Source organism: Bordetella ansorpii (assembly GCF_900078705.1).
In the GTDB taxonomy this organism is placed as follows: Bacteria; Pseudomonadota; Gammaproteobacteria; order Burkholderiales; family Burkholderiaceae_B; genus Bordetella; species Bordetella ansorpii_A.
Genome location: NZ_FKIF01000002.1, coordinates 713,038 through 737,707, shown reverse-complemented (window position 1 = coordinate 737,707; position 24,670 = coordinate 713,038). Strand labels below are relative to the sequence as shown.

21 protein-coding genes and 1 pseudogene are annotated in these 24,670 nt (G+C 68.5%); 19 read left to right on the top strand and 3 right to left on the bottom strand.

Going from position 1 to position 24,670, the window contains the following annotated elements; all coding sequences use genetic code 11:
• Window positions 1-23 precede the first annotated feature (23 nt).
• Window positions 24-842, bottom strand: a complete 819-nt coding sequence (locus A6745_RS06990; RefSeq protein WP_197488107.1) for an alpha/beta fold hydrolase — start codon at window positions 840-842, stop codon at window positions 24-26.
• Between the two features lie 51 nt (window positions 843-893).
• Between A6745_RS06990 and A6745_RS06985 the strand changes: the two genes are divergently transcribed.
• Window positions 894-1,232 (top strand): ArsR/SmtB family transcription factor, encoded by a 339-nt coding sequence (locus tag A6745_RS06985; RefSeq protein WP_082852930.1) that lies wholly within the window; start codon window positions 894-896, stop codon window positions 1,230-1,232.
• A 19-nt stretch (window positions 1,233-1,251) separates the two neighbouring features.
• Here A6745_RS06985 and A6745_RS06980 read toward each other — a convergent pair whose 3' ends face one another.
• The gene (locus A6745_RS06980) at window positions 1,252-2,346 is read right to left on the bottom strand and encodes a tRNA CCA-pyrophosphorylase (RefSeq protein WP_066125068.1); all 1,095 of its coding nucleotides are present in this window, start codon (window positions 2,344-2,346) and stop codon (window positions 1,252-1,254) included.
• 91 nt (window positions 2,347-2,437) lie between these two features.
• Window positions 2,438-4,612, bottom strand: a complete 2,175-nt coding sequence (locus tag A6745_RS06975; RefSeq protein WP_082852929.1) for a lytic transglycosylase domain-containing protein — start codon at window positions 4,610-4,612, stop codon at window positions 2,438-2,440.
• A gap of 67 nt (window positions 4,613-4,679) precedes the next feature.
• Between A6745_RS06975 and A6745_RS06970 the strand changes: the two genes are divergently transcribed.
• The 18 genes and pseudogenes from A6745_RS06970 to A6745_RS29670 all read left to right on the top strand — a co-directional run.
• Window positions 4,680-5,351, top strand: a complete 672-nt coding sequence (locus tag A6745_RS06970; protein WP_066125066.1) for a 5-formyltetrahydrofolate cyclo-ligase — start codon at window positions 4,680-4,682, stop codon at window positions 5,349-5,351.
• Between the two features lie 336 nt (window positions 5,352-5,687).
• Window positions 5,688-7,121, top strand: a complete 1,434-nt coding sequence (locus A6745_RS06965; RefSeq protein WP_066125064.1) for a circularly permuted type 2 ATP-grasp protein — start codon at window positions 5,688-5,690, stop codon at window positions 7,119-7,121.
• A gap of 37 nt (window positions 7,122-7,158) precedes the next feature.
• Window positions 7,159-8,127 carry an alpha-E domain-containing protein gene (locus tag A6745_RS06960; RefSeq protein ID WP_066125062.1) on the top strand — a complete coding sequence of 323 codons (969 nt, stop codon included), beginning with the start codon at window positions 7,159-7,161 and terminating at the stop codon, window positions 8,125-8,127.
• Window positions 8,128-8,139: 12 nt separating this feature from the next.
• On the top strand, window positions 8,140-8,943 hold the full coding sequence (locus A6745_RS06955; protein ID WP_066125060.1) for a transglutaminase family protein: 804 nt from the start codon (window positions 8,140-8,142) through the stop codon (window positions 8,941-8,943).
• Window positions 8,944-8,998: 55 nt separating this feature from the next.
• On the top strand, window positions 8,999-12,433 hold the full coding sequence (locus A6745_RS06950) for a transglutaminase family protein (protein ID WP_066125058.1): 3,435 nt from the start codon (window positions 8,999-9,001) through the stop codon (window positions 12,431-12,433).
• Window positions 12,434-12,482: 49 nt separating this feature from the next.
• Window positions 12,483-15,104, top strand: coding sequence for a circularly permuted type 2 ATP-grasp protein (locus tag A6745_RS06945; protein ID WP_066125056.1), 2,622 nt, complete (start codon window positions 12,483-12,485; stop codon window positions 15,102-15,104).
• Between the two features lie 116 nt (window positions 15,105-15,220).
• Window positions 15,221-15,532, top strand: a complete 312-nt coding sequence (locus tag A6745_RS06940) for a BufA1 family periplasmic bufferin-type metallophore (RefSeq protein WP_066125054.1) — start codon at window positions 15,221-15,223, stop codon at window positions 15,530-15,532.
• A gap of 13 nt (window positions 15,533-15,545) precedes the next feature.
• A complete protein-coding gene (gene bufB / locus A6745_RS06935; RefSeq protein ID WP_082852928.1) occupies window positions 15,546-16,460 on the top strand; it encodes an MNIO family bufferin maturase in 915 nt (304 codons plus the stop codon).
• Window positions 16,453-17,238: an HvfC/BufC N-terminal domain-containing protein gene (locus A6745_RS06930; RefSeq protein ID WP_066125052.1), complete on the top strand. Its 786-nt coding sequence runs from the start codon at window positions 16,453-16,455 to the stop codon at window positions 17,236-17,238. The genes bufB and A6745_RS06930 overlap by 8 nt, the downstream gene beginning before the upstream one ends.
• Before the next feature lie 2 nt (window positions 17,239-17,240).
• Window positions 17,241-17,741 (top strand): DoxX family protein, encoded by a 501-nt coding sequence (locus A6745_RS06925; RefSeq protein WP_066125050.1) that lies wholly within the window; start codon window positions 17,241-17,243, stop codon window positions 17,739-17,741.
• 12 nt (window positions 17,742-17,753) lie between these two features.
• Window positions 17,754-18,395 carry a DUF1109 domain-containing protein gene (locus A6745_RS06920; RefSeq protein WP_066125048.1) on the top strand — a complete coding sequence of 214 codons (642 nt, stop codon included), beginning with the start codon at window positions 17,754-17,756 and terminating at the stop codon, window positions 18,393-18,395.
• Window positions 18,389-18,961, top strand: coding sequence for a sigma-70 family RNA polymerase sigma factor (locus tag A6745_RS06915; protein WP_066125046.1), 573 nt, complete (start codon window positions 18,389-18,391; stop codon window positions 18,959-18,961). The genes A6745_RS06920 and A6745_RS06915 overlap by 7 nt, the downstream gene beginning before the upstream one ends.
• Entirely contained in the window at window positions 18,958-19,599 is a 642-nt protein-coding gene (locus A6745_RS06910) for a DUF1109 domain-containing protein (protein WP_066125044.1), read from the top strand. The genes A6745_RS06915 and A6745_RS06910 overlap by 4 nt, the downstream gene beginning before the upstream one ends.
• A 118-nt stretch (window positions 19,600-19,717) precedes the next feature.
• Window positions 19,718-20,713 carry a transglutaminase family protein gene (locus A6745_RS06905; protein ID WP_066125042.1) on the top strand — a complete coding sequence of 332 codons (996 nt, stop codon included), beginning with the start codon at window positions 19,718-19,720 and terminating at the stop codon, window positions 20,711-20,713.
• An 83-nt stretch (window positions 20,714-20,796) separates the two neighbouring features.
• Window positions 20,797-22,071 carry a zinc-binding metallopeptidase family protein gene (locus A6745_RS06900; RefSeq protein WP_082852927.1) on the top strand — a complete coding sequence of 425 codons (1,275 nt, stop codon included), beginning with the start codon at window positions 20,797-20,799 and terminating at the stop codon, window positions 22,069-22,071.
• An 81-nt stretch (window positions 22,072-22,152) separates the two neighbouring features.
• Window positions 22,153-23,019, top strand: a complete 867-nt coding sequence (locus A6745_RS06895; protein ID WP_066125040.1) for a proteasome-type protease — start codon at window positions 22,153-22,155, stop codon at window positions 23,017-23,019.
• A 199-nt stretch (window positions 23,020-23,218) separates the two neighbouring features.
• On the top strand, window positions 23,219-24,211 hold the full coding sequence (locus A6745_RS06890; protein ID WP_066125038.1) for a tripartite tricarboxylate transporter substrate binding protein BugD: 993 nt from the start codon (window positions 23,219-23,221) through the stop codon (window positions 24,209-24,211).
• 166 nt (window positions 24,212-24,377) lie between these two features.
• Window positions 24,378-24,626, top strand: a pseudogene (locus A6745_RS29670) (type II toxin-antitoxin system PemK/MazF family toxin); the annotation flags it as partial.
• Between the last annotated feature and the right edge of the window lie 44 nt (window positions 24,627-24,670).

The window sequence follows — 24,670 nt, the reverse complement described above, 5'->3', positions numbered from 1 at the left end:
CCGGGCCCGGCGGAACGCCGCGGTCAATCGACAAGCCGTTTCAGGACAGCCGCCACGATCGCTTCGGGATGGTCTTCCTGCACCAGGTGTCCCGCATCGGGAATCGGAACGCACGGCTGCCCGGAGATCCGCCCGGCCAGCGCCACGCCCTGTTCGTACGGGATCCACTCGTCGTTCCGCCCCCACATGACCGTGACGGGACAGTCCATCTTGCGGTAGAGCCCCTCTATCTCGTCCGTGAATGCCTGATCCATCTGGGCGATCTGCCGGTAGAACGCAGGCTGCCCGACCGGGCCGAGCCAGGGAGCACTGTAGATGTCCAGCACTTGCCCGGAAAGCGGACGGTGCGCCGCCGTTTGCAGATAGGCCTTCAAGACCGCCCGATGCATGTAATCGGGCATGCCCGAGAATGCCGCCTCGTGCTGGCGCACGTGCCGGACCAGGGCGGAACCCCATGGCGCCAGCGCCACGGCATCGAAAAGCGTCAACGAGCGATAGCGCAGGCCGTTCAGGTAATAGGCGCGCAGCGCCGTCGCCCCGCCAAAATCGTGTGCCAGGACGTCCGGACCGTCGAGTCCCCACTCGGCGAACAATCCGGCCAGCACGCGATTCTGCATGGCCAGGGATACGTCCTGGCCTGGACGCATCTCGGATTGCCCATAGCCCGCCAGATCGAAGTAGTAGACCGTGCGGCGGTCGGAGAAATGGGGAGCGATATTGCGCCAGACCTGGGACGAGAACGGCGTTCCGTGGATCGCGACCAGCGGCGGTCCCGCGCCGATGGTCCCCCAGCGGATGGCATTGCCCTCGATGTTCACGGTGTTCGGCAATTCGAGCAGCATGGCCGGCTTCCTCACATAGTCATATAGCTAATTTACTATATGATAGTGGACATGGACAGGACCCTACAAATCAAGGCCATGGCCAGCGAGTCGCGATTGGCGATCCTGCGGCTGCTGGCGCAACCCGAGGCGCATTTCGCGCACCAGTGGTCGGCCGATCCCGCGGCCTATGGCGTATGCATGACGTTGATCGCCCAGGCGATGGGCGTCGCACAGCCCACGGCCAGCCGGCATCTCGACATCCTGAAGCAGGCGGGCTTCATCCAGGTGCACAGACATCTGAAATGGTCGTACTGCAAACGTGACGATGCGGCGATCGGCGAGTATCTGCGATGGCTCGCGGCCGAGATCCTGCTGGACCGCACACCTTCCGCCCTTTCGGAAGAATGATCCGTGAAAGGCGAACGCGTCAGACGTCCAGCGCCTTCAGCCGCGCCTGCCGCAACGCCGGCTTGATCTTCGCCGGGTCGCCCGCGCAGGCGCTGGCGATGGCGCCGGCATCCACGCCACGCATCGCCTCCATCCATCCGCGCCAGGCGCCGGAATCCAGCCCCGGCTCGACCACGGCGGCCGCGCGCAACAGCGCAATGAAACGCTCGGGCTTGCGCAGCGCATCGCACCGCTCCAGCACGGCCAGGCGGCCCTCGGGGGTCGCGGCGCCGGACAGTCCGTCCAGCAACCCGGGCAGCAGGCGCGCCTGATCGGCGCATTCCGTCGGCACCCGCAAGCGCTTGCCCAGCGCATCGCGTTCGGGCGTCAGGCGGCACAGCAGGGCATACCGGCCTGGCAATTCCAGCGCGGCCCGCGCGGCTCGGTCGAGATCCACGCAGGCCTGCTCGCGCCCGGCCAACTGCGGCATCACGCGCGGCAACGCGCCGGATTGCGCCAGCACATCGAACATGCGCGAAGGCGTCTCGGACATCAGCCCGCGCGCCACTTCCTTCCAGACACGCTCGGGCACCAGCGCATCCACCTCGCCGTCCTCGACCATGCCGCGGCATAGCGCCATGGTCTCGTCGGCCACGGTGAAATCGCCGAAGCGCGCCGCGAAGCGGGCCAGGCGCAGGATGCGCACGGGGTCTTCGGAAAATGCCTCGCCCACGTGGCGGAACACGCGCGCCTTCAGGTCGGACGCGCCGTCCAGGGGATCGACCAGCGCACCATCCGGCGTCAGCGCCATCGCGTTGACGGTCAGGTCGCGGCGCAGCAGGTCCTGCTCCAGCGTGACGTCGGCGCCCGTGTAGAACGTGAAACCCTGATAACCGCGCCCCGACTTGCGCTCGGTGCGCGCCAGCGCGTATTCCTCTTTGGTGCGGGGATGCAGGAACACCGGAAAATCGCCGCCCACCGGCACGAAGCCCCGGCGGGACATCTCTTCGGGCGTGCTGCCGACCACCACCCAGTCGCGGTCGCCAGCGGGCAGGCCCAGCATCTGGTCGCGCACGGCCCCGCCCACGACGTAGGCTTGCAGGCCCTGAACGGCGGGGTCTGGCAAAGCCGTCATGCCGGGCCGTCCTTCATCTGGCGCACCGGGGCGGCCTTCCTCGTGCAATGGCCGCGCCCGCCACTACGCGCCGCGCGAGTCACCCGCAACATCAGGGCAATTCCGCCGCCGCCATCGATCCCGTGGGCGACACCTTGCCCAGCCGCGCTTTCAGCGACTGCGGCTGGCCGGTGAACAGCGCCGCATAATACGTGGCGTTGGACAGGACGTGCTGCACGTAATTGCGGGTCTCGGTGAACGGAATGGTTTCGGCGAAGATCGCGCCCTCGACCGGCTGCGTGAACGTGGCGCGCCAGTTCAACGGCCGGCGCGGGCCGGCGTTGTAGCCCGCGCTGGCCAGCAATTGCGAGTTGTCCAGGTCGCGCAGCACCATGTTCAGGTAGTTCGTGCCCAGTTCGGTATTGACGTCGAAATCGTGCACCTTGGCAGGCGTGAAGTCGTCCATGCCGATCTTGCGCGCCACCCACTTGGCGGTGGCGGGCATCAGCTGCATCAGGCCCGAGGCGCCCACGTGCGAGCGCGCGCCCATCACGAAACGCGACTCCTGGCGGATCAGGCCATAGACCCAGGCAGGATCCAGGTCGATGGCGCGCGCCTTGGCGCTCACGCGGCCCTCGAAGGGTGCGATGTAGCGCTGCGTGAAATCGAACTCGCTGGACGTGCGGTCGGAGGTATTGACCACGCGGTCGAAAATACCTTCGGCACGGGCCAGTTCGGCGGCGGCCATCAGTTGGCGGTCGTTCATGCCGCGCAGCGTGTAGTTCCACTCGGGCACGGCCTCGGCCCGCCAGCCCAGGCGGAACAGGTGCACGGCGCGCACCAGGCCGGGGTTGGCGCGAGCCTGCGCCATCTCGGCGTCGGTGACGGGCAGCGGCTGCGGCGGCAGCTCGATCTTGCGGCCCAGTTCCTCGGCGGACAACTGGCCATAGAAATTGAACTGGTCGGCGATGGATGCGTACAGCACGCGCGCCTGTTCGCCATGGCCCTGCGCGGCCAGGCCGCGCGCCTTCCAGTAGACCCAGGCGGGCTCGGCCCGCTGCGTGGCCGGCATCTGGTCGATGGAGGCCAGCACCCACTTCCAGTCGATCCTGGCTTCGCGCAGCGCGGCGCGCACGCGCCAGGCATGGTTGTACGGCGTCATGCGCACCGATTCGCCGGCCTCGCGGTACCAGCGATGGGCGCGTTCGTCGAGATTCAGGGCGGCGATCAGGGCGTACTGGGTGCGTATCCAGGCCACGTCGGCCTTGGGCAGGCGGCTTTCCCATTCGCGGCGCAGGTAGGAATCGGCCACGCCGATATCCGAACGCGCCAGGCGGGCCAGGGCCAGCGTGACCAGTTCCTTCTCGTTGCGGCCGACAGGCGACTTGCTCTGCCGCACCAGCCATTTCATGGGGTCTTTCAGCAAGGTGGCCAACGCCTTCTGGTCGTTGGACTCGAAAATGTAGGCGCCCAGCTTGTTGGCGTCGGTCAGATCGTTGTCTTCGACGGCATCGCGCACCAGGGGCTGGATCTGGTCCCAGCCCAGCACGCGGTCAGCCACCAGTTGGTCGAACAGGGCCCAGCACGCCGTGGCCGGCTTGAACACGTCCAGCGCCTGGGCGGCCGTGGCGCGCTTGCCGGTCATGTGCAGGGCATCGAGCCGGGTGCAGCCGACCTGGGTATTGGAAACCTTCGGTTCGCCCAGGGCCTGCACGGTCTCGAAATCGCCGCTGCGGCCGGCCACGATGATCCAGTCGGCACGCAGCTTGTCTTCCAGATAGCTGCCCGCGTTGGCCTGCAGGAAACGGTTGAGCGCCGCCACCGGCCGCTGGCCGCCCGGCGGGCTCCAGAGCTGATAGCGCAGCAGCCAGTACTGGGCGTAGATGGCCAGCGGATCGTTGCCCGCCTGGCCCGCGGACAGAGCCAGGACCGACCACTGCTTGCGCGTCATGGCCTCGCGGGACGACACCACGGCCTGGCGCGCGCTGTCGTCGGGCGAGGGCGGCAGGCCGGCCAGCTCGACGCGCGGCACGGCAATGGGACGCTGGGGTTGGGCCTGCTGCGCGAGCCCGCCGGCACTGGCGGCGGGCGCAGCGGTGGCCACGGGTTGAGGGGCTGGCGCCTGGGCGGGCTGCTGCGCGTCGACCGACGAGCAGGCGGTGGACACCAGCGCCAGCGCGGGCAGCCAGCGCCGGAAAGCATAGGGTTGGAAGCATGACGTGCCCCGCGGCCTCGGGACCGTCGTGGTGGATTTCTGATAAGGTCCCGATTGACGATCCCGCTGCATAGCCCATCCCGAAAATCTTTTGCCGAACGCCCCGCGAGGCGTTTGCGCATCGAACCACACGCCCCGCATGCCGATTCAAAACCCCGAACAGAATACAGCAGTCCCATTGCGCACGCGATTGCGGCAAGCCCGGGCGGAAATGCCCGAGGCCGCCCGCTCGCGGGGGGGATTGCTGCTGCGGGGCAGGCTGTTCAGCTGGTTCAACGCCGCGCGCGACGCGGCCAACGCCTCCGGACGCCGCCTGCAATCCGTGGCGGCCTACTGGCCCATGGCCGACGAACCCGACCTGCGTCCGCTGCTGGAACAATGGGTCGAGGCCGGCGTGCAGGTCGGCCTGCCGCGCATCGCGGCGCTGGGCAAGCCGTTGGAATTCCGCAACTGGACGCCCGCTACCCCCATGCGGGAGGGCCATTTCGGCATCCCGGAATCCGAAGGCGATCTCTGTACGCCCGACATCATCCTGGTGCCCACCCTGGGCTACACCGACACGGCCGACCGCCTGGGCTACGGCGGCGGCTACTACGACCGTACCCTGGCCGCCCTGACGGCCGCGGGCCATGACTACGTCACCATCGGCATCGCCTGGACCGAAGGCCGCCTGCCCCCCGACTACCGCGCCGCCCCCCACGACGTCCCCCTGGACGCCATCCTCACCCCGGACGGCTGGCTGCCCAGCGCCCCCCTGGGCGCCGCGCCGGCGGCGGGGATCAACGCGGGAAGCCAGTTCATTTTGCGGTGAGCCACCGGGAAACCGTCTGGTAACACTGCAAGTCGTCATCGCAGCCCGCCCCCCCTCGCCGATGCCCTCGCCTCCCCGGTGCGGTCCCCGCTGGCGCATGACGGCGGACTCAAGAACCCAGATCGACCGCGCCCAAGAACGCACCATCCCGGCCACACCCCCTCCCCAAAACGGTGCAAAAGGCTCGCCTAAAGCCTCCCATGCACCACTGTCATGCGCGCCAACATCCAGTCATGGCTGGCATGCGGGTTGCTAGGCATAATGGGTGATCATGTACCGTCCCCGGCAAAGGACGGGCGTGGCCGGGCGTCGTCCGGCGCGCATAAAGGAGGAGCCATGCACGACGCTGCACCCCGCCCCCCGGCGGCCTACGACGAGATGCTCGACGGCCAAGGAAACGTGCGTCCCCAGTACCGCGCCTATGCCGAATGGCTGGCGCAGCAGCCCGCCGACGTCATGGCGGCCAGGCAACTCGAGGCCGACCTCAGTTTCCGGCGCGTCGGCATCACCTTCTCGGTGGCTGGCGACGCGGCCGGCACCGAGCGCCTGATCCCGTTCGATCTCATCCCCCGCATCATCCCCGCCGACGAATGGCAGCGCCTCGACCTGGGGTTGAAGCAGCGCGTGCGCGCGCTGAACATGTTCATCCACGACATCTACCACGGGCACGACATCGTGCGCGCGGGCGTGGTGCCGGCCGAGCAGGTGTTCCTCAACGCCCAGTACCGTCCCGAGATGCAGGACATCGACGTGGCCGAGGATATCTACTGCCACGTGGCCGGGGTGGACATCGTGCGCGCCGGCCAGGGCGATTTCTACGTGCTGGAAGACAACCTGCGCGTGCCGTCCGGCGTGTCGTACATGCTGGAAAACCGCAAGATGTCGATGCGGCTGATGCCCGACGTGTTCTCGCGCGTGAAGGTCGAGCCCGTCGCCCACTATCCCGACCTGCTGCTGGACAACCTGCGCGAGGTCGCCGCGCGCAGCATCGACGACCCCACCGTGGTGGTGCTGACGCCGGGCATGTACAACTCGGCGTACTTCGAGCATGCCTTCCTGGCCCAGCAGATGGGCGTGGAGCTGGTCGAGGGACAGGACCTGTTCGTCGAGCAGAACACCGTCTACATGCGCACCACGCGGGGCCCCAGGCGGGTGGACGTGATCTACCGCCGGCTGGACGACGACTTCATGGATCCGCTGTCGTTCCGCGCCGATTCGGTGCTGGGCGTGCCGGGCCTGCTGTCGGTGTACCGCGCCGGCCGCGTCACGCTGGCCAACGCCATCGGCACCGGCATCGCCGACGACAAGTCCACGTACCTGTACGTGCCCGACATGATCCGCTTCTACCTGAACGAAGAGCCGATCCTGTCCAACGTGCCCACCTGGCAGTGCTCTCGGCCCAACGAGCTGTCGCACGTGCTGGCCAACATGCACGAACTGGTGGTCAAGGAAGTGCATGGCGCGGGCGGCTACGGCATGCTGGTCGGCCCGTCGTCCACCCGCGCCCAGGTCGATGCCTTCAGGGACCGCGTGCGCGCCAATCCCTCAAACTACATCGCCCAGCCCACGCTGGCGTTGTCGACCATCCCCACCTACGTGGAATCGGGCGTGGCCCCGCGCCACGTCGACCTGCGGCCCTACGTGCTGTGCGGCAAGGACATCCGCACCGTGCCGGGCGGCCTGTGCCGCGTGGCGCTGGTCGAAGGCTCGCTGGTGGTCAACAGCAGCCAGGGCGGCGGCACCAAGGACACCTGGGTGCTGGAAGACTGATGACCATGCTCAAAATCTACGCAGGCTGGAGATCCCCATGCTGAGCCGCACCGCCGACAATCTATTCTGGATGTGCCGCCACATCGAGCGCGCCGAGAACACCGCGCGCATGCTGGACGTGAACCTGCAGATGTCCCTGCTGCCGCAGGACGCACAGACCCTGGAAGGCTCGTGGCGCGCCGTGCTGCGCATCTCCGAGCTGCAGGGCGGGTACGACACGCGCTACAGCGGCGTCACGCCGCAGGACGTGCTGCATTACATGGTCCGCGAGGCGCAGAACCCCTCGTCCATCTATTCGTGCCTGCGCGCCGCGCGCGAGAACGCCCGCGCGGTGCGCGGCAGCCTGACCACCGAGGTCTGGGAAACCTACAACACCACCTGGCTCGACCTGCTCAAGCACCTGGACCACGGCCTGCCCGAGCGCAATCCCGGTGAGTTCTTCGAATGGGTGAAGTTCCGTTCGCACCTGGCGCGCGGCGTCACGCTGGGCACCATGCTCGACGACGAGGCCCTGCACTTCCTGCGCATCGGCATGAACCTGGAGCGCGCCGACAACACCGCCCGCATGCTGGACGTGAAGTTCCACGAACGCGACGAGGACGGCGGCGCGCGCGCCGACCCGCCGCCCGGCAGCGGCCTGTACAGCGAGTTCTACCGCTGGTCGGCGCTGCTCAGTTCGGTGTCCGGCCTGGAGATCTACCGCAAGGTGTACCGCGACGTCATCACGCCCGACCGCGTGGCCGAGCTGCTGATCCTGCGCGGCGACATGCCACGCTCGCTGCTGGCGTCGGTCAGCGCGCTGGCCGACGATCTGGCGCAGGTGTCCAACGGCCGTTCGGCCGAGACGCAGCGCCGAGCCGGCATGATGCGCGCGGAACTGGAGTACGGCCGGGTCGAGGACATCCTGCGCGGCGGGCTGCACCGCTTCCTGGAACGGTTCCTGGCCCGCATCAACGACCTGGGCAACCGCATCAGCCAGGATTTCCTGGTGCCGCTGTCGGCCTGACCGGAGAGCCCCATGAAGCATCTGATCAAGCACACCACCCGCTACCGCTACACCTCGCCGGTCAGCTACACCATCCAGACCCTGCGCCTGACGCCGCGCCCGGACGACCACCAGCGCGCGCTGCGCTGGCACATCGCCGCGCCCGGCCCGCTCGAAGAACAGGTGGACGCCTATGGCAACGTCACGCACACGCTGGTGCTGAACAAGCCGCACAGCGAGATCGAGATCCGCGTGACCGGCCAGATCGAGATCGATCCGCTGCGGGACGGCCAGATCCATGGCGGGGAGGAAAGCCGCCTGCCGCTGCACGCCTATTGCGTACCCACCCGGCTGACCCAAAGCGACGAGACCATCGCGCAGTTCTGCCGCGACGCCGTGCCCGACGGCCTGACCCGGCCCGCCGACGTGATGGCGCTGGCCGAGGCCATCTGCGAACGCGTCGCCTACGAACCGGGCATCACCGACGTCACCACCGCCGCGGGCGAGGTGCTGGCGCTGGGCCACGGCGTGTGCCAGGACCACGTGCACCTGTTCCTGGCCTGCGTGCGCGGGCTGGGGGTGCCGGGCCGCTACGTCAGCGGCTACTACTACACGGCGGGCGACGTGGCGGCCAGCCACGCCTGGGCCGACATATGGCTGCCCGACGCCGGCTGGACCAGCCTGGACATCACCAACCGCGCCTTCGCCTCCGACCGGCATTGCCGGCTGGCGGTGGCGCGCGACTACGATTCGGCTTCGCCGGTGCGCGGCGTGCGCAACGGCGGCGGCGAAGAGTCGATGAGCGTTTCCGTACAGATCGACGTGCGGCAGCAATAAAGCCGTCAAGACACTGGTATCCAATCCCTCGCACCGCCCCCGCCCGGAGAGCCTTGTGACGATTCACGTAGCGCTGAAGCATGTGACGCAATACCGGTACGACCGCTTGGTGAGCCTGTCGGCGCAGGTGCTGCGCCTGCGCCCCGCCCCGCATTGCCGCACGCCCATCCTGTCGTATTCGCTGAAGATCGAGCCTTCGGAATACTTCCTGAACTGGCAGCAGGATCCCTATTCCAACTATCTGGCGCGCCTGAACTTCCCGGGCCGGACGCGGGAATTCAAGATCACGGTCGACCTGGTCGCCGAGATGGCGGTGTACAACCCGTTCGACTTCTTCCTCGAGTCGTCGGCCGAGAACTATCCGTTCGTCTACGACGAGGCGCTGGAACGCGACCTGGCGCCCTATCTGAAGCCCGATCCCCTCACCCCTCGCCTGGCCGACTTCCTGACCCGGGTGGATGCCAGCGAGCAGCGCACCGTCGATTTCCTGGTCGGGCTGAACCAGCAGGTGCACAAGGAAATCCGCTACCTGATCCGCATGGAGCCCGGCGTGCAGACGCCGGAGGAAACGCTGGCACGCGCCGCGGGTTCGTGCCGCGACTCGGGCTGGCTGCTGGTGCAGGCGCTGCGCCACCTGGGCCTGGCCGCGCGCTTCGTGTCCGGCTACCTGATCCAGTTGACCCCCGACGTGAAGTCGCTGGACGGCCCCAGCGGCGCCGAGACCGATTTCACCGACCTGCACGCCTGGTGCGAGGTGTTCCTGCCGGGCGCCGGCTGGATCGGGCTGGACCCGACCTCGGGCCTGCTGGCGGGCGAAGGCCACATTCCGCTGGCCGCCACGCCCGAACCGGGCAGCGCCGCGCCCGTCACCGGCGCGGTGGACGAATGCGAGGTCGAGTTCGAGCACGCCATGGAAGTGACGCGCATCTTCGAATCGCCGCGCGTCACCAAGCCCTACAGCACCGAGCAATGGCAGGCCATCAAGGACCTGGGCCATCACATCGACGACGCGCTGGACCGCCAGGACGTTCGGCTGACCCAGGGTGGCGAACCCACCTTCGTGGCCACCACCGACCGCGACGCGGCCGAATGGAACACCGCCGCGCTGGGCCCCACCAAGCGCGGCTACGCCATCGAACTGGTGCAGCGGCTGCGCGAACGCTACGGCAGCGGCGGCTTCCTGCATTTCGGCCAGGGCAAGTGGTATCCGGGCGAGCAACTGCCGCGCTGGGCGCTGTCGATCTATTGGCGCGAGGACGGCCAGCCCTGCTGGGCCGACCCCTCGCTGTTCGCCGACGAGCGCAAGCCGGGCCGCCACACCGAGGCCGACGCGCGCCGCTTCATCCTCGATCTGTGCGCCCAGTTGGGCCTGCCGGCCGACCACGTGCAGCCGGGTTATGAAGACGTCTTCTATTTCCTGTGGCGCGAACGCCGCCTGCCCGTCAACGTGGATCCCTTCGACGCCCGCCTGGACGACGAACTGGAACGCGACCGCCTGCGCCGCGTGTTCGAGCAGAAACTGGACAAGGTGGTGGGCTACGCCCTGCCCCTGAAACGCGGCGAAGGGCCCGCGCTGAGCGGCCCGTCGTGGGTCACCGGCCCGTGGTTCTTCCGCGAAGAGCGCATGTACCTGTTCCCGGGCGATTCGCCGATGGGCTATCGCCTGCCGCTGGATTCGCTGCCATGGGTCTCGGATACCGACCGGCCGATGGTGCTGGACCGCGATCCCTTCGATGCGCGGCGTCCGCTGCCCGGGCCGGCCGAACTGCGGCCGCAGCAACGCGGCATGGCCGCGCATGCAGGCTACCCCGGCTCGGCCAGCAGCGCCGTGCGGGGCGACGCGGCGGGCCAGCGCGGCGGCAACGGCGCGGCAGCGGGCTCCGGGCAAGGCGCGCCCGGCGGACAAGTCCCGGGTTCGGCGCAGAACCTGCCCCTGGAGCGCCGCCCCGACCGCTTCGAATCCGCTTCGTGGATCACCCGCACCGCCCTGTGCGCCGAGGCGCGCAACGGCGTGCTGTACGTCTTCATGCCGCCCCTGCAGCGCCTGGAAGACTACCTGGAACTGCTGGCCGCGGTCGAAACCACCACCGCCCGGCTGGGCCTGCGCATCGTGCTCGAGGGCTACCAGCCCCCGCGCGATCCGCGCCTGAAGGTGCTGCAGGTCACGCCCGACCCCGGCGTCATCGAGGTCAACATCCATCCCGCGTCCAATTGGGACGAGTTGGTCGACCATACCGAGTTCCTGTACGAGGCCGCCTTCCAGACGCGACTGTGCCCCGAGAAGTTCATGGTGGACGGCAAGCACACCGGCACGGGCGGCGGCAACCATTTCGTGCTGGGCGGCAGGACGCCGGCCGACAGCCCGTTCCTGCGCCGGCCCGACGTGCTGGTCAGCCTGCTGTCCTACTGGATCAACCACCCTTCGCTGTCGTATCTGTTCTCGGGCCTGTTCATCGGTCCCAGCAGCCAGGCGCCGCGCATCGACGAAGCCCGCAACGACCAGATCCTGGAACTGGAGATCGCCATCCAGGAGATCCGCAAGCAGCTCGACCGCAACGGCGGCCAGGTGCCGCCCTGGATGATCGACCGGGCACTGCGCAACGTGCTGATCGACGTCACGGGCAACACGCACCGCGCCGAGTTCTGCATCGACAAGCTGTATTCGCCGGACGGCCCCACGGGCCGCCTGGGCCTGCTGGAGCTGCGCGCCTTCGAGATGCCCCCGCACGCCCAGATGAGCCTGGCGCAGCAACTGCTGCTGCGCGGCCTGCTGGCGCACTTCTGGAAGACGCCCTATACGGCCCGCCTGTCGCGCTGGAACACGGCGCTGCACGACCGCTTCATGCTGCCGGCCTTCGTGCGCATGGATTTCGAGGACGTCATCGCCGACCTGAACGAGGCCGGCTACGCCTTCGACGCGGCCTGGTTCGCCCCGCATTTCGAGTTCCGCTTCCCGCTTTACGGCGACATCGCCGCGCGCGGCATCCAGCTGGAACTGCGCGGCGCGCTGGAGCCCTGGCACGTGATGGGCGAGGAAGGCATGATCGGCGGCACCGTGCGCTACGTCGATTCCTCGCTGGAGCGCCTGGAAGTGCGCGTGTCGGGCCTGAACGACAGCCGCTACGTGATCACCGCCAACGGCCGGGCGCTGCCCCTGCAGCCCACCGGCCGCGCGGGCGAATTCGTGGCCGGGGTGCGCTACAAGGCCTGGTCGCCGCCCTCGGCGCTGCATCCCAACATCCCGGTACACGTGCCGCTGACCTTCGACATCGTCGACACCTGGTCGCAGCGCTCGCTGGGCGGTTGCCAGTATCATGTCGAACATCCGGGCGGGCTGAACCCGGGCGTGCTGCCGATCAACGCCTACGAGGCGGAAAGCCGGCGGCTGGCGCGGTTCCAGAGAATGGGCCATACGCCGGGACGCCTGAACCCCGAGCCGGCCGTACCGGGCCGCGAGTTCCCCTTCACCCTGGACTTGCGGCACGACTGATCCGGGGCCGGGCCTCATGCGCCCGGCCTGCTGACTTTCACGTACCGCCATGCCGCAGTTGCTTTTCCAGACCGATCCTTCACGCGACGTCGCCTCCCTGGCGGCGCATGCGGCCCTGCCGCACCGCCCGGGGCACTACGACGAATTGCGCGTGCCCGCCGACGCGGAGAACGGCGTCGGCGCCATGCTGCGCCCGTCCTGGGCGCGTTTCTTCGAACTGCTGGGCACCGAAGGTTTCGGCGAACTGGACCACCGCGCCGACAACGTCGCCCGCCAGATCCGCGAGAACGGCACCACCTACAACGTGTATGCCGACGCCAACGGACGCTCGCGCCCCTGGTCGCTGAACCTGCTGCCCTTCATCATCGACGACGCCGACTGGCGCGTCATCGAGCACGGCCTGTCGCAGCGCGCGCGCCTGCTGAACCGGCTGCTGGCCGACATATACGGTCCCCAGACGCTGCTGGAAGAAGGCCTGCTGCCGCCCGCGCTGGTACACGGCCATCCCGGCTATCTGCGGCCCTTGCGCGGCCATCTGCCGCCGGGCGGCATCTACCTGCACATCGCCGCCTTCGACGTGGCGCGCGCCCACGACGGCGGCTGGTGGGTGGTCTCGCAGCGCACGCAGGCGCCGTCGGGCCTGGGCTACCTGCTGGAGAACCGCCTGAGCATCTCGGGCCAGTTTCCCGATGCCTTCAAGGAACTGCGCGTGCAGCACCTGGCGGCCAGCTACCGCGGCCTGGTGGACATGCTGCACCGGCTCAGCCCCGCCGACCGCACCCCGCCGCGCATCGTGCTGCTGACGCCCGGCCCCTACAACGAAACCTATTTCGAGCAGACGTACCTGGCGCGCTATCTGGGCCTGACGCTGGCCGAAGGCAACGACCTGACGGTGCGCGACGACCAGTTGTTCCTGAAGACCCTGCATGGGCTGGAGCGCGTGCATGCGGTGGTGCGCCGCCTGGACGACGACTTCTGCGATCCGCTGGAACTGCGCAGCGACTCGGCGCTGGGCGTGCCGGGACTGCTGCAGGTGATGCGCGCCGGCAATGTGCTGGTGGCCAACTCGCTGGGCACGGGATTCCTGGAATCGCCCGCCATCAACGGCTTCCTGCCGGCCATCGGCCGCCGCCTGCTGGGCGAAGAGCCGCTGCTGCCCTCGCTGCCTTCCTGGTGGTGCGGCGAGACCGCCGCGCGCGAACAGGCCCTGCCGCTGCTGGGCCGCAGCGTCATCAAGGCCACCTATCCGGGCAGCCGCCAGCGCGCGGCCTTCGAGCCGCTGATCGGCAGCGATACGGGCGCGGCGGAGCTTGCCGCGCTGCGCGCACGCATCGAGGCCGACCCCGACGCCTTTACCGTGCAGGACTACCTGCCGCTGTCGCAGGCGCCCACCTGGACGGCTGGCCACATCGTGCCGCGCGCGGCCATGGTGCGGGTGTTCGCCATCGCCGATGGCGAAGGCGGGTGGCGCATCCTGCCCGGCGGCCTGACGCGCATCGCCAGCCGCCAGCAGCAGGTGGTGTCGATGCAGCGCGGCGGCAGCAGCCTGGACACCTGGGTCACCACGTCGGGCACGGTGGACCTGTTCTCGATGCTGCCCGCGCGCATGCATCCGGAAGACATCGCGCACGCGCGCCGCCCGGTCTCCAGCCGCGCGGCCGAGAATCTGTTCTGGATGGGCCGCTACGCCGAACGCATCGAATGCGACGTGCGGCTGGCCGCGCAGACGCTGACCTGGATCAACGGCGACCTGGACAATCCCGAGCCCATCTTCGACGCGCTGGCCGGCCTGTGCGTGCGCGGCGGCCTGGTGCCGGCGGCGTTGCCGCGTTCGCTGCGCGTGTTCGAGCACACGCTGGTGGCCGAGCTGGCCTCGGAAGATCCGCAACGCGGATTCAGCCGCAACCTGGCGGCCATGAGCCATGCCGCCGGCCAGATCCGCGACCGCCTGTCGCCTGAGCACTGGAACCTGATCGTGAAGGCCGGCGAACGCTACCGCAGCCGGCTGACCGAGGAAGACGCGCCCGCGGATGGCCTGGAGCCCGAGGCCGGCGAGAGCAAGGCGCCGCTACGTCCCCAACGCACGGCGTCGGACGTGCTGCGCGGCCTGCGGCGCCTGAGCCGGCAGTTGTCGGCCATCACCGGCGCGCAGTCCGATCACATGACGCGCGACGACGGCTGGCGCCTGCTGACCATCGGCCGCCATACCGAGCGCCTGGGCGCCATGGCCAGCCTGCTCAAGGCCATGTTCGTGCAGAATGCCGTGCTGCGCGAAGGCGGCTTCAGCCTGCTGCTGAACCTGTACGACAGCACCATCACGTATCGCGCCTATTACCAGGGCCGCCACGAGATTCCCGCGCTCTTGAACCTGCTGGTGCTGGACCCCGCCAATCCACGGTCGGCGGCCTGCACGCTGGGACGGCTGCACGATCATCTGCCGCGCCTGCCCGCCAGTGCGGCGGGGCCTGCCGAAGACCTGCTGGGCCTGCTGCCGCCGCCCGATACCGGCTGTTCGCTGGCCGCGCTGTGCCAGCGCGGCGACGATGGCCGGTACGACACGGTGCTGACGCTGGCGCATCAGATGGAAACGGCGTCGGGCGCGCTGTCCGATGAAATCAGCCGGCGGTATTTCAGCCATTCGGCCGAGGCGTTGCAGTCGCTGTCGGCGTAGGCAATCCCCCCGGCGCGCAAAATAATTTCCGCCTTGCTGTAACCCGTTCTCCGGTTCCGCCGAACTAGTCTAGGTATCCACGATGGATACCCAGTCTTTCACTACCGGAGAATTCCATGTCTGCGAAAACCGTCGTCACCTCCGCCGTCCTCGCCAGCGCCTTTGCTGGCGTCTTCGCCTCCTTCGCCAACGCCGCGCCCCTGACCAAGGAAGAAGCCAACGCCGCGATCGCCGCAAAGAAAGAAAAATGCTATGGCGTCGCCCTGAAGGGCCAGAATGACTGCGCCGCCGGTCCCGGCACGACCTGCCAGGGCACGTCCACCATGGATTACCAGGGCAATGCCTGGAAATTCGTGCAAGGCGGCACCTGCACGAGCATCCAGGTACCTGGCGGCGGCCACGGCTCCCTCACCCCGATCAAGTCCTGATCCGGGGCGTCCCATGACCGCCCCTGCGTGCATTCCGGCCAGCCAGGACGGCCTGCCACTGGCGCAGGGGCAGCCGCGCGCCTTGGCCGGCGCGGGATTCAAGCACCAGCACGTGTCCGATATCCGCGCGGCCGGACCGGCAGTCGACTTCTTCGAAGTCCACGCCGAGAACTACATGGGGGCAGGTGGACCGGCTCACCTGATGCTGGCGACCCTCCGCCAGGCCTATCCGATCTCGGTGCACGGGGTCGGCATGTCCATCGGCGGCACGGGCCCCCTGGATGTGGCGCACCTGGCGCGCCTGCGCGACGTGGTGCGCCGCTACGAGCCCTTCCTGGTCTCTGAGCATCTGGCCTGGTCATCGCACGACGGCGCCTTCTTCAACGACCTGCTGCCCGTGCCATATACCGACGCCATGGTGGACGCGGTATGCGGCCACCTGGATCAGGTGCAGGACGTGCTTCAACGCCAGATCCTGCTGGAGAACCCAGCCACCTACGTCGAATTCGCGTCATCGACGCTGCAGGAAACCGAATTTCTGCTTGCCGTGGCCCGGCGCACGGGTTGCGGGCTCCTGCTGGACGTCAACAACGTCTTCGTGTCGGCCGCCAACCACGGCTATTCGCCCCTCGCCTATCTGGACGCCTTTCCCATGGCGCACGTACAGGAAATACACCTGGCCGGTCACCGTGCAGACCGGGATGGCGACGCAACGCCCCTGCTGATCGACAGCCACGACTGCGCGGTTGCCGAGCCGGTCTGGCAGTTGTACCGATATGCCATCGGCCTTGCCGGCCCGCGGCCGACGCTGGTGGAATGGGACAGCGCGCTGCCTGCCTGGAGCGTGCTGCGGGACCAGGCGGCGGCGGCCCGCCGCATCATGACGCAGGCCGGCGCAGGAACGACGACGCAGGCAGCGTATGCATGACGCCCCTCCGCGCGACAGCGCCTGCCCGCACGCGGACTTCGCCCGGGGCCTCATGGCCCCCCGCCAGCCGGTGCCCGCCGACGTGGTCGCGCATGCCGGCCGGGACGTGACCGATCGCTACAACGTCTACCGGAACAACGTGATGGCCAGCCTGGTCGACGCCTTGGCAGCCATTTATCCGGCGACGCAACGGATCACCGGCGTGGATTTCTTCCGCGCCATGGCGCGGTTCCACGTCCGGGCCTGCCCGCCCCGTTCCCCGTTGCTGTTCGAATACGGACGGGATTTTCCGGCCTTCGTCGAGGCCTACGAATACGCGCGCGGCATGCCCTGGCTGGCCGACACGGCGCGCATCGAGCGGGCTTGGCTCGATGCCTACCATGCGGCCGACGCGCCCGTCCTGGACGCTGGAGCCATTGCGGCCATCGAGCCGGCCGACTTGCCGGATATCCGCTTTCGGCCCCACCCCGCCACCAGGATCGTGCAGTCACGCTTTCCGGCCGTGACCATTTTCACCATGAACAAGCGCGATGCCGACGTCACGCCGATCTGCTCGGACGAGGCCGAAGACGCCTTGGTGACCCGGCCTGGATACGAGGTGCTGGTGTCCCGCCTGCCTGCGGGTGGTGCGGCCTTTCTCTCTTCGTTGATGAGCGGCGCGCCTTTGGGCGCGGCCGCGGCCGAAGCCTACGGACAGGCTCCCGGCTTCGATCTGCAGGGCAACCTGGGCGGCATGCTTGCCTGCGGCGTGTTTACCGGCCTGGCTTACAAGGAATGATGATGCAACATGCAAACCCGAATGGCGGGCAGGAACCTGCCCTGCGACGCAATCCCCTGCTGGCCGGCAGCCAGCTCCTGCACCGCCTTGCCGCGCCCTGGCTCGCCCCGCTGCTGATGCGCCTGGCGCTGGCGGTGCCGTTCTGGAAATCGGGCATGTTGAAATGGCAAGGCTTCCTGCAGTTGAACGACACCGCGACCGCGTTGTTCGAGGACTTCCAGCTTCACTTGCCAGGGGGCCCCTATCCCTACCCCCACCCGGAACTGTTCGCCTTCCTGTCCGGCTGCGCGGAAATCGCTCTGCCCGTTCTGCTGGTGATGGGGTTCGGCACGCGTCTCGCAGCCTTGGCCTTGCTGTTGATGACCTGCATCATCCAGGTGACGGTGCCAGATGGCTGGCCCGTGCACCTGACCTGGGCCGCCCTGGCGCTCGGCATCGCCGCGTGGGGGCCCGGCAAGGCGAGCCTCGACGGCTGGCTGGGCAGCCGGCGGGCGCGCCGCTGACGCGTGGCCGCCATGCAGACCCAGGATCTCATCTCCCGGCTGGCCACGGACCTCGCGCCCGTCAGCCCCAACGCCGTTTCCAGGGCGCTCAACCGCGCATTGGTGCTGGGACTGGCGGGCAACACGGCGGTGCTGGCGGGGGTCTACGGCATCGGCAGCGACATGCCGGAGCAGATGCTGACGGCGGGATTCTGGATCAAGCTCGCGTTCCCGCTGGGAACGATCGCGGCCGCGCTGACCTTGGCCGGCCGGCTGGCGCGCCCGGGATGTCCGTCGCGCAGGGCTTGGCTGAAAGCGCTTGCGCCGGTCGCCGCCATGCTGGCGGTCACGGTCGCGCTGAAAATGGCCACGCCGCCGGAATTGCGCCTGGGACTACCGCTCGGAGAAACCGGCATCGGGGGCTTGGCGGGTATCGTATTGCTGTCACTGCCCGCCTTGGCTGCGGCCATGCACGCGATGAAACGCCTGGCGCCCACGCGCCTGGTGCTGACCGGCGCGGGCATCGGCCTGCTGGCTGGCGCGCAGGGCGTGTTCGTGTATACGCTGTTCCGGCCGGCCTCTCCCGGGTTCATGGTGGACGCATGGCACGTCTGCGCGATACCCGCCGTGATGGGCATAGGGGCCATCCTGGCGCCGAGGATACTGCGATGGTGATGCATTCACGACAGGCCCCGCCGGCAGCCGCCGAACTGCGCTTGAAGGCGCTGTTCCTCGCGGGGCTGGACGGCGATGCCCGCGCGTACCATGCGTTTCTGCAGGCGCTGGGCGCCCACCTGCGGGCCTACCTGCGCAAGCGGCTTTTCCGCATGCCCGACGACATCGAGGATATCGTGCAGGAAGTCCTCATCGCGGTCCACAATGGCCGGCACACCTATCTTGCCGACCAGCCCTTGACCGCCTGGACCCACGCCATTGCCCGTTACAAGGTCACCGACTTCCTGAGGCGACGCGCGCAGCGCGAAGCGTTGCATGACCCGCTGGACGACGATGCCGACATTTTCTCGGAGTCCGATGAAGAGGCGGCCATGGCGCGGCGCGATGTCGAGAAGCTGCTGGCCGGCTTGCCCGACCGGCACCGCCTGCCCCTCGTGCACGTCAAATTGGAAGGACTCTCCGTGACCGAAACAGCGAAACTTACCGGGTTTTCCGAATCCGCGGTCAAAGTGGGCATACATCGCGGACTCAAATCCCTTGCCGCAAAAATGCGGGGTGCATCATGAAGACTGACGACGTCATTTCATTCCTTGCGGCCAATGCCGGCCCCACGCGCCGGCCCCGCGCAGAGGGCCGGTTCGGCCTGGCAACCGCCCTGGGCGGCTTCGCCGCGGCCCTGATGGCCGCGCTGATCTTCGGCATCAGACCCGATATCGCCGGGATCGCCGGCACACCGCTGTTCTGGGCGAAGGTCGCGTTCCCTGCCGTGCTCGCCGCCCTCGCCTTGTGCATCGCAGCCCGGCTGTCGCGCCCGGGCCTCTCGGTCGGCGGGTGGTGGCTGATGCTTGCGGTGCCCGTCCTGGTGCTCTGGACGGCCGCCGCGGCGATCGTCGCGCAGGCGCCGGCCCCGGAACGCCTGTCCCTGGTGATGGGAACCTCCTGGCGCGATTGCCCGTTCAATATCCTGTTGCTGTCCGTGCCGGCTTTCATCGCCACATGCCGAGCCATGAAAAGCCTGGCGCCCACGCATCTGCGCGCGGCGGGCGCCGCGGCGGGCCTGCTTTCCGGAGCGACCGCCACCGTGGCCTACTGCCTGCATTGCCCGGAAATGAGCGTGGCGTTCTGGGCAATCTGGTACGTGGCCGGCATGGCGGGACCGGCCATCCTGGGAGCGGTGTTCGGACCGCGCCTGTTGGCGTGGTGACGGCCGGCGGCGCGGCCAGGACGCAAACGCGGCCGGGACACCCTCCGCGGCAGTCAAAGTATGTGAAAATCGACGCGGCGCAGGCCCCATTTTCCCTATCGCGCTGAACCACGATCCCATGCTTTCCCCGCCCGTCGCCTTCCGCACCCTGGCAGTGGTGCACGAAACCGCCTACCGCTACGAGGCGCCGGTCGAACTGGCCCATCACCTGGCCTACCTGCGCCCCCGGCACGATGCCTGGCAGACGCTGGACGGCCACCTGCTGCACGTCGATCCCGACCCCAGCCGCCCGCAGGCCGGCCCCGATGCCCTGGGCAACTGGCGCAATGTCTTCGCCCTGTACGTGCCCCACGAAGCCCTGCTGGTGCGCGCCAGCAGCCGCGTCACCGTGGCCGACCGCCACGCGGGCCTGGACGCCCAGGCATGCGTGCCCTGGGAAGAGGCGGCGCTGCGCCTGCGCTACCTGGCGGGCGCCCCTTACGCGGCCGAGGCCGAGTTCTCGTTTCCGTCCCCGTTCGTGCCGCTGCACGACGAACTGCGCGACTACGCCCTGCCTTCGTTCCCGCCCGGCCGCCCGGTGGCGCAGGCGGCGCTGGACCTGATGCACCGCATCCACGAGGACTTCACCTATGCCCCGGCCAGCACGCAGATCAACACCCCGGTGCTAGAGGCCTACACGCAGCGCATCGGCGTGTGCCAGGACTTCGCCCACGTCATGATCGGCTGCCTGCGCGCGCTGGGCCTGTCGGCGCGCTACGTCAGCGGTTATCTGGTCTCCAGGCCGCCGCCGGGCAAGCCGCGCCTGGTCGGCGCCGACGCCTCGCACGCCTGGGTGTCGGTGCATTGCCCCGGGCTGGCCGTCAACGGCGGCTGGCTGGACCTGGACCCGACCAACGACGTGGTGCCGGACCAGAGTCACGTCATCCTGGCCTATGGCCGCGACTACGGCGACGTCACCCCCATGCGTGGCGTCATCCATGGCGGCGGCGGCCATGAATTGTCAGTACGCGTCACCGTGGCACCCTGGGATGACCTGCCCGACGGCCTGGACCTGCCCACGGCATGGCCCGCCGCCGTCACCGACGATAACGAGTTGAGCACAGCCGTCACCTGAGTTTCCTGGCGCTGCGATACAGTGCCTCTGCCCGGCACACTTCCTGCTGACCGTGGCGAACCGGAGGTCCGGGGGGCCGCATCATGATCAGCTTTTTCGACTCCATCAGCCAGCAACTGGCCGGCGGCCGGCGCGGCCAGGGCCGCCCGACGCGGTCGCGCCTGTATCAATGCACGTGCGGGCAGCCGGTGTTCTTCGACAACACCGAATGCCTGAACTGCCACAACCAGCTGGGCTACGACCCCGGGCGCGGACGCGTGGTGGCGCTGGCCCCGGGCAACAAACCCGACACCTGGCGCACCGCCAACCGCCAGCGCGGCAAGGCCTACAAACGCTGCGCCAACTACGCCACCCCGGCGCTGTGCAACTGGCTGGTGCCGGCGGATTCGCCCGACGCCCTGTGCGTGGCCTGTGCGCTGAACCGCACCATCCCCAATCTGTCGGAAGGCGACAACGGCCGCCTGTGGTTCAAGATCGAGGCCGCCAAGCGCCGCCTGATCGCGCAGTTGCTGACCCTGAACCTGCCGGTGCAGCGCGCCGAGGAACAGGGCGACGGCGGCGTGATGTTCGATTTCCTGGCGCCCGACGCCGACGGCAAGCCGCCCATGACGGGCCATGCCAGCGGCCTGATCACGCTGAACATCCTGGAAGCCGACGATGCCTACCGCGTGCGCGTGCGCGAGCAGATGCACGAGCCCTACCGCACGCTGGTCGGCCACTTCCGCCACGAGATCGGCCATTATTACTGGGACCGGCTGGTGGCCGGCACCTCCTGGCTGGACAGTTTCCGCCAGGTGTTCGGCGACGAGCGCGCCGACTACGGCGAAGCCCTGAAGGTGCACTACGAGCAGGGCCCGCCCGCCGACTGGGACACGCGTTTCATCAGCACCTACGCCTCGTCGCATCCCTGGGAAGACTGGGCCGAGACCTGGGCGCACTACCTGCACATGATGGACACGCTGGACACCGCCCTGAGCTTCGGCGTGGGCCGCAACACGGTGGAGCTGCCCTACGATCCGTTCACCGTGGACGCGCTGTACGATCCCACCGATCCGGGCGGCGAACAGTTCCTCGGCCTGGTCAACGCCTGGGTCGAACTGACCGGCGTGATGAACGAACTGGCGCGCAGCATGGGACAACGCGACTTCTACCCCTTCGTGCTGCCCGCCGCGGTGGTGGGCAAACTGCAGTTCGTGCACCGGGTGGTGAAGGCGGCGCCCTCGGCGGCCAGCACGGTGGCGCCGGCAGCCGCCGCGCCTGGGGCGGCGGAGCCCGATCAGGCGCCGTGGGATGCCGCGACGCCCGATCCCTCCGGCCAGCATCAGGCGCCGTCCGGCGACGGGCGCGGCGCGGCGTGACACCCGCGCAACAAACGTCACGCCAACGCAGCCCCTTGTGCCTAAAATGGCCGCATTTGTCTGCCCTCCCTACGTGCCGCCATGACCTACTGCGTCGCCGCCCGCCTGAATTCCGGCCTGGTCTTCCTGTCCGACTCCCGCACCAACGCCGGGGTGGACCAGATCAGCGTCTATCGCAAGATGAAGGTCTTCGAGCAACCCGGCGAACGCGTCATGGTGCTGATGACCTCGGGCAACCTGGCCATCAGCCAGGCCGTGCTGAGCACGCTGGCGCAGTGCGACGCCAGCCACCCCGACTCGCTGTGGCAGGCGCCCACGATGTTCGAAGCCGCGCGCCGCGTGGGCCTGGCCGTGCGTGAGGTCTACAAGCGCGACGCCGAGGCCCTGTCCGGCCAGGGCGTCGAGTTCAACGTGCACATCATCTTCGGCGGCCAGATCGGCAGCGAGCCCTGCCGCCTGTTCCAGATCTACGCCGCGGGCAACTTCATCGAAGCCAGCCCCGAGTGCCCGTATTTCCAGATCGGCGAATCCAAGTACGGCAAGCCCATCATGGACCGCGTGCTCGACCCCGAGACCTCGCTGGACGAGGCCGCCAAGTGCGTGCTGATCTCGATGGACTCCACGCTGCGCTCGAACATCTCGGTCGGCCTGCCGCTGGACCTGCTGGTGTACGAGACGGACGCGCTGCGCGTCACGCACTTCGCCAACATCGACGAAGACAACGAGTACTTCGACATGATCCGCTCGACCTGGGGCGACCGCCTGCGCCAGGTGTTCGCCGAGATCCCCGATCCCGCCTGGACCTCGCCCAGCGGCCCCGATTCGCTGGCCCCGGCCGGCCGCGTGCACCAGCCGGTGCGCGTGGCGCCCGTCCCGCAATCCGATGCGGCATACCAGGCGCCGCAGGTGCTGGCGCAGGACGACGCGGACGGTCCGCAGGCGCAGTGATATCGGGCGCCCCGGCGCCGCCCCTTCCTCGGCCTGAGCTTCGTAGTCGTTTTCCCCGATTATCCAGAACCGAAGGCGGGCTTAGACAGGTTCGAATTCCCCCCAGCCACACCTCCCCCCTAGACTTGACGCCACGCCACACGGCCGCACGTACGCGGCGCGCCGTGCTTGCCGCCAAGATCGACAACAGGAGCGAGACATGGGCTTTCCCTTCCACGGCGCGGCTTTGCGCGCCGCATTGCTGGCCGCCGGCTGCGCAGCCTTCTTCCAGGTATCCGCGCAAACCCCCTACCCCAATCACCCCATCACGCTGGTGGTGCCCTTCGCCGCGGGCGGCCCCACCGACGTCGTGGCGCGCACGCTGGGCGCCTCCATGTCCAAGACGCTGGGCCAGCCCATCGTGGTGGAAAACCGCACCGGCGCGGGCGGCACCCTGGCCGCCAGCTATGTCTCCAAGGCCGCGCCCGACGGCTACACCTTCCTGATCCACCACAACGGCATGGCCACCGCGCCCGCCCTGTACCGCAAGCTGGCGTACAACCCGCTGACCGACTTCGACTACGTGGGCCAGGTGGCCGACGTGCCCATGACGCTGCTGGCCCGCAAGGACCTGCCGCCCAACGACCTGCCCGCCTTCATCGCCTACGCCAAGCAACAGGGCGACAAGCTGAACCTGGCCAACGCGGGCCTGGGCGCGGTGTCGCAGTTATGCGGCATGCTGCTGCAGGAGGCGCTGGGCACGCAATTCACCACGGTGCCCTACTCCGGCACGGCCCCGGCGCTGACGGCGCTGCTGGGCGGCCAGGTCGACGTGCTGTGCGACCAGACCACGCAGACCATCCCGCACATCCAGGCAGGCAAGGTCCGCTTCTACGGCGTCACCACGCTGGAGCGCATCAAGGCCCTGCCCGACTCCCCCACGCTGAACGAACAAGGCATCAAGGGTTTCGAGATGAAGGTCTGGCATGGCATGTACGCCCCCAAGGGCACGCCCGCGCCGGTCATCGCCAAGTTCAACGAGGCCCTGCGCGCGGCCCTGAAGGACCCTCCCTTCGCCAACCGCATGGCCGACCTGGGCGCCGAGATCGTCCCGGCCGAGAAGCAGACGCCGCAAGGGCTGCAGACCTGGCTGAAGTCGGAAATCGACAAGTGGGGCCCGCTGATCCGCAAGGCGGGGGTCTACGCGGATTGATCTGGGGCGCGTTGCGTCAATCCGTGTTCTTCTAGCCGCCACGCAAAGCGGCAACAAGAAGTCTTTCCGCCGATGATCAGGCGGGTCGCAGCCATACCGCCCATACGGGCCACCCGCGCCTGCACATGAACTACCGCGACGGCGAGTTTCGCAAGATCATCCCGGCAGTGGGCAAGGAAGAGTCAGGCCCTGCCTGGTGCCATCGCCGGACATCCTGAATCACAAGCCGGATTGGAATCTCGTCACCGTCGTCCCCCTGACCTCCAAGGGCACGGCCAATGCCCTACGGGCTCCCACCCTGGCTGGCGGTCGGGCGGGTTTTGCGCTGATTGCGCGGATCCGAACCATCGACAAGACTCGGCTGGGCACGCGGGTCGACGCGCTGGGCCTGCAAAGGCTCGACACCATACTGGTCCAGATGCGAAGGTTTTTTTCCGATCCGAAATACGTGAAGACGCC

What these genes read in the sequence shown, in the direction of transcription:
- A6745_RS06985 (WP_082852930.1), top strand. Translation starts at nt 894, where the DNA reads ATGGACAGGACCCTACAAATCAAGGCCATGGCCAGCGAGTCGCGATTG.
- A6745_RS06920 (WP_066125048.1), top strand. Translation starts at nt 17,754, where the DNA reads ATGCAGACCCAGGATCTCATCTCCCGGCTGGCCACGGACCTCGCGCCC.
- A6745_RS06955 (WP_066125060.1), top strand. Translation starts at nt 8,140, where the DNA reads ATGAAGCATCTGATCAAGCACACCACCCGCTACCGCTACACCTCGCCG.
- A6745_RS06965 (WP_066125064.1), top strand. Translation starts at nt 5,688, where the DNA reads ATGCACGACGCTGCACCCCGCCCCCCGGCGGCCTACGACGAGATGCTC.
- A6745_RS06910 (WP_066125044.1), top strand. Translation starts at nt 18,958, where the DNA reads ATGAAGACTGACGACGTCATTTCATTCCTTGCGGCCAATGCCGGCCCC.
- A6745_RS06930 (WP_066125052.1), top strand. Translation starts at nt 16,453, where the DNA reads ATGCATGACGCCCCTCCGCGCGACAGCGCCTGCCCGCACGCGGACTTC.
- A6745_RS06975 (WP_082852929.1), bottom strand. Translation starts at nt 4,612, where the DNA reads ATGCAGCGGGATCGTCAATCGGGACCTTATCAGAAATCCACCACGACG.
- A6745_RS06895 (WP_066125040.1), top strand. Translation starts at nt 22,153, where the DNA reads ATGACCTACTGCGTCGCCGCCCGCCTGAATTCCGGCCTGGTCTTCCTG.
- A6745_RS06945 (WP_066125056.1), top strand. Translation starts at nt 12,483, where the DNA reads ATGCCGCAGTTGCTTTTCCAGACCGATCCTTCACGCGACGTCGCCTCC.
- bufB (WP_082852928.1), top strand. Translation starts at nt 15,546, where the DNA reads ATGACCGCCCCTGCGTGCATTCCGGCCAGCCAGGACGGCCTGCCACTG.
- A6745_RS06900 (WP_082852927.1), top strand. Translation starts at nt 20,797, where the DNA reads ATGATCAGCTTTTTCGACTCCATCAGCCAGCAACTGGCCGGCGGCCGG.
- A6745_RS06940 (WP_066125054.1), top strand. Translation starts at nt 15,221, where the DNA reads ATGTCTGCGAAAACCGTCGTCACCTCCGCCGTCCTCGCCAGCGCCTTT.
- A6745_RS06890 (WP_066125038.1), top strand. Translation starts at nt 23,219, where the DNA reads ATGGGCTTTCCCTTCCACGGCGCGGCTTTGCGCGCCGCATTGCTGGCC.
- A6745_RS06960 (WP_066125062.1), top strand. Translation starts at nt 7,159, where the DNA reads ATGCTGAGCCGCACCGCCGACAATCTATTCTGGATGTGCCGCCACATC.
- A6745_RS06970 (WP_066125066.1), top strand. Translation starts at nt 4,680, where the DNA reads ATGCCGATTCAAAACCCCGAACAGAATACAGCAGTCCCATTGCGCACG.
- A6745_RS06915 (WP_066125046.1), top strand. Translation starts at nt 18,389, where the DNA reads ATGGTGATGCATTCACGACAGGCCCCGCCGGCAGCCGCCGAACTGCGC.
- A6745_RS06925 (WP_066125050.1), top strand. Translation starts at nt 17,241, where the DNA reads ATGCAACATGCAAACCCGAATGGCGGGCAGGAACCTGCCCTGCGACGC.
- A6745_RS06905 (WP_066125042.1), top strand. Translation starts at nt 19,718, where the DNA reads ATGCTTTCCCCGCCCGTCGCCTTCCGCACCCTGGCAGTGGTGCACGAA.
- A6745_RS06990 (WP_197488107.1), bottom strand. Translation starts at nt 842, where the DNA reads ATGCTGCTCGAATTGCCGAACACCGTGAACATCGAGGGCAATGCCATC.
- A6745_RS06980 (WP_066125068.1), bottom strand. Translation starts at nt 2,346, where the DNA reads ATGACGGCTTTGCCAGACCCCGCCGTTCAGGGCCTGCAAGCCTACGTC.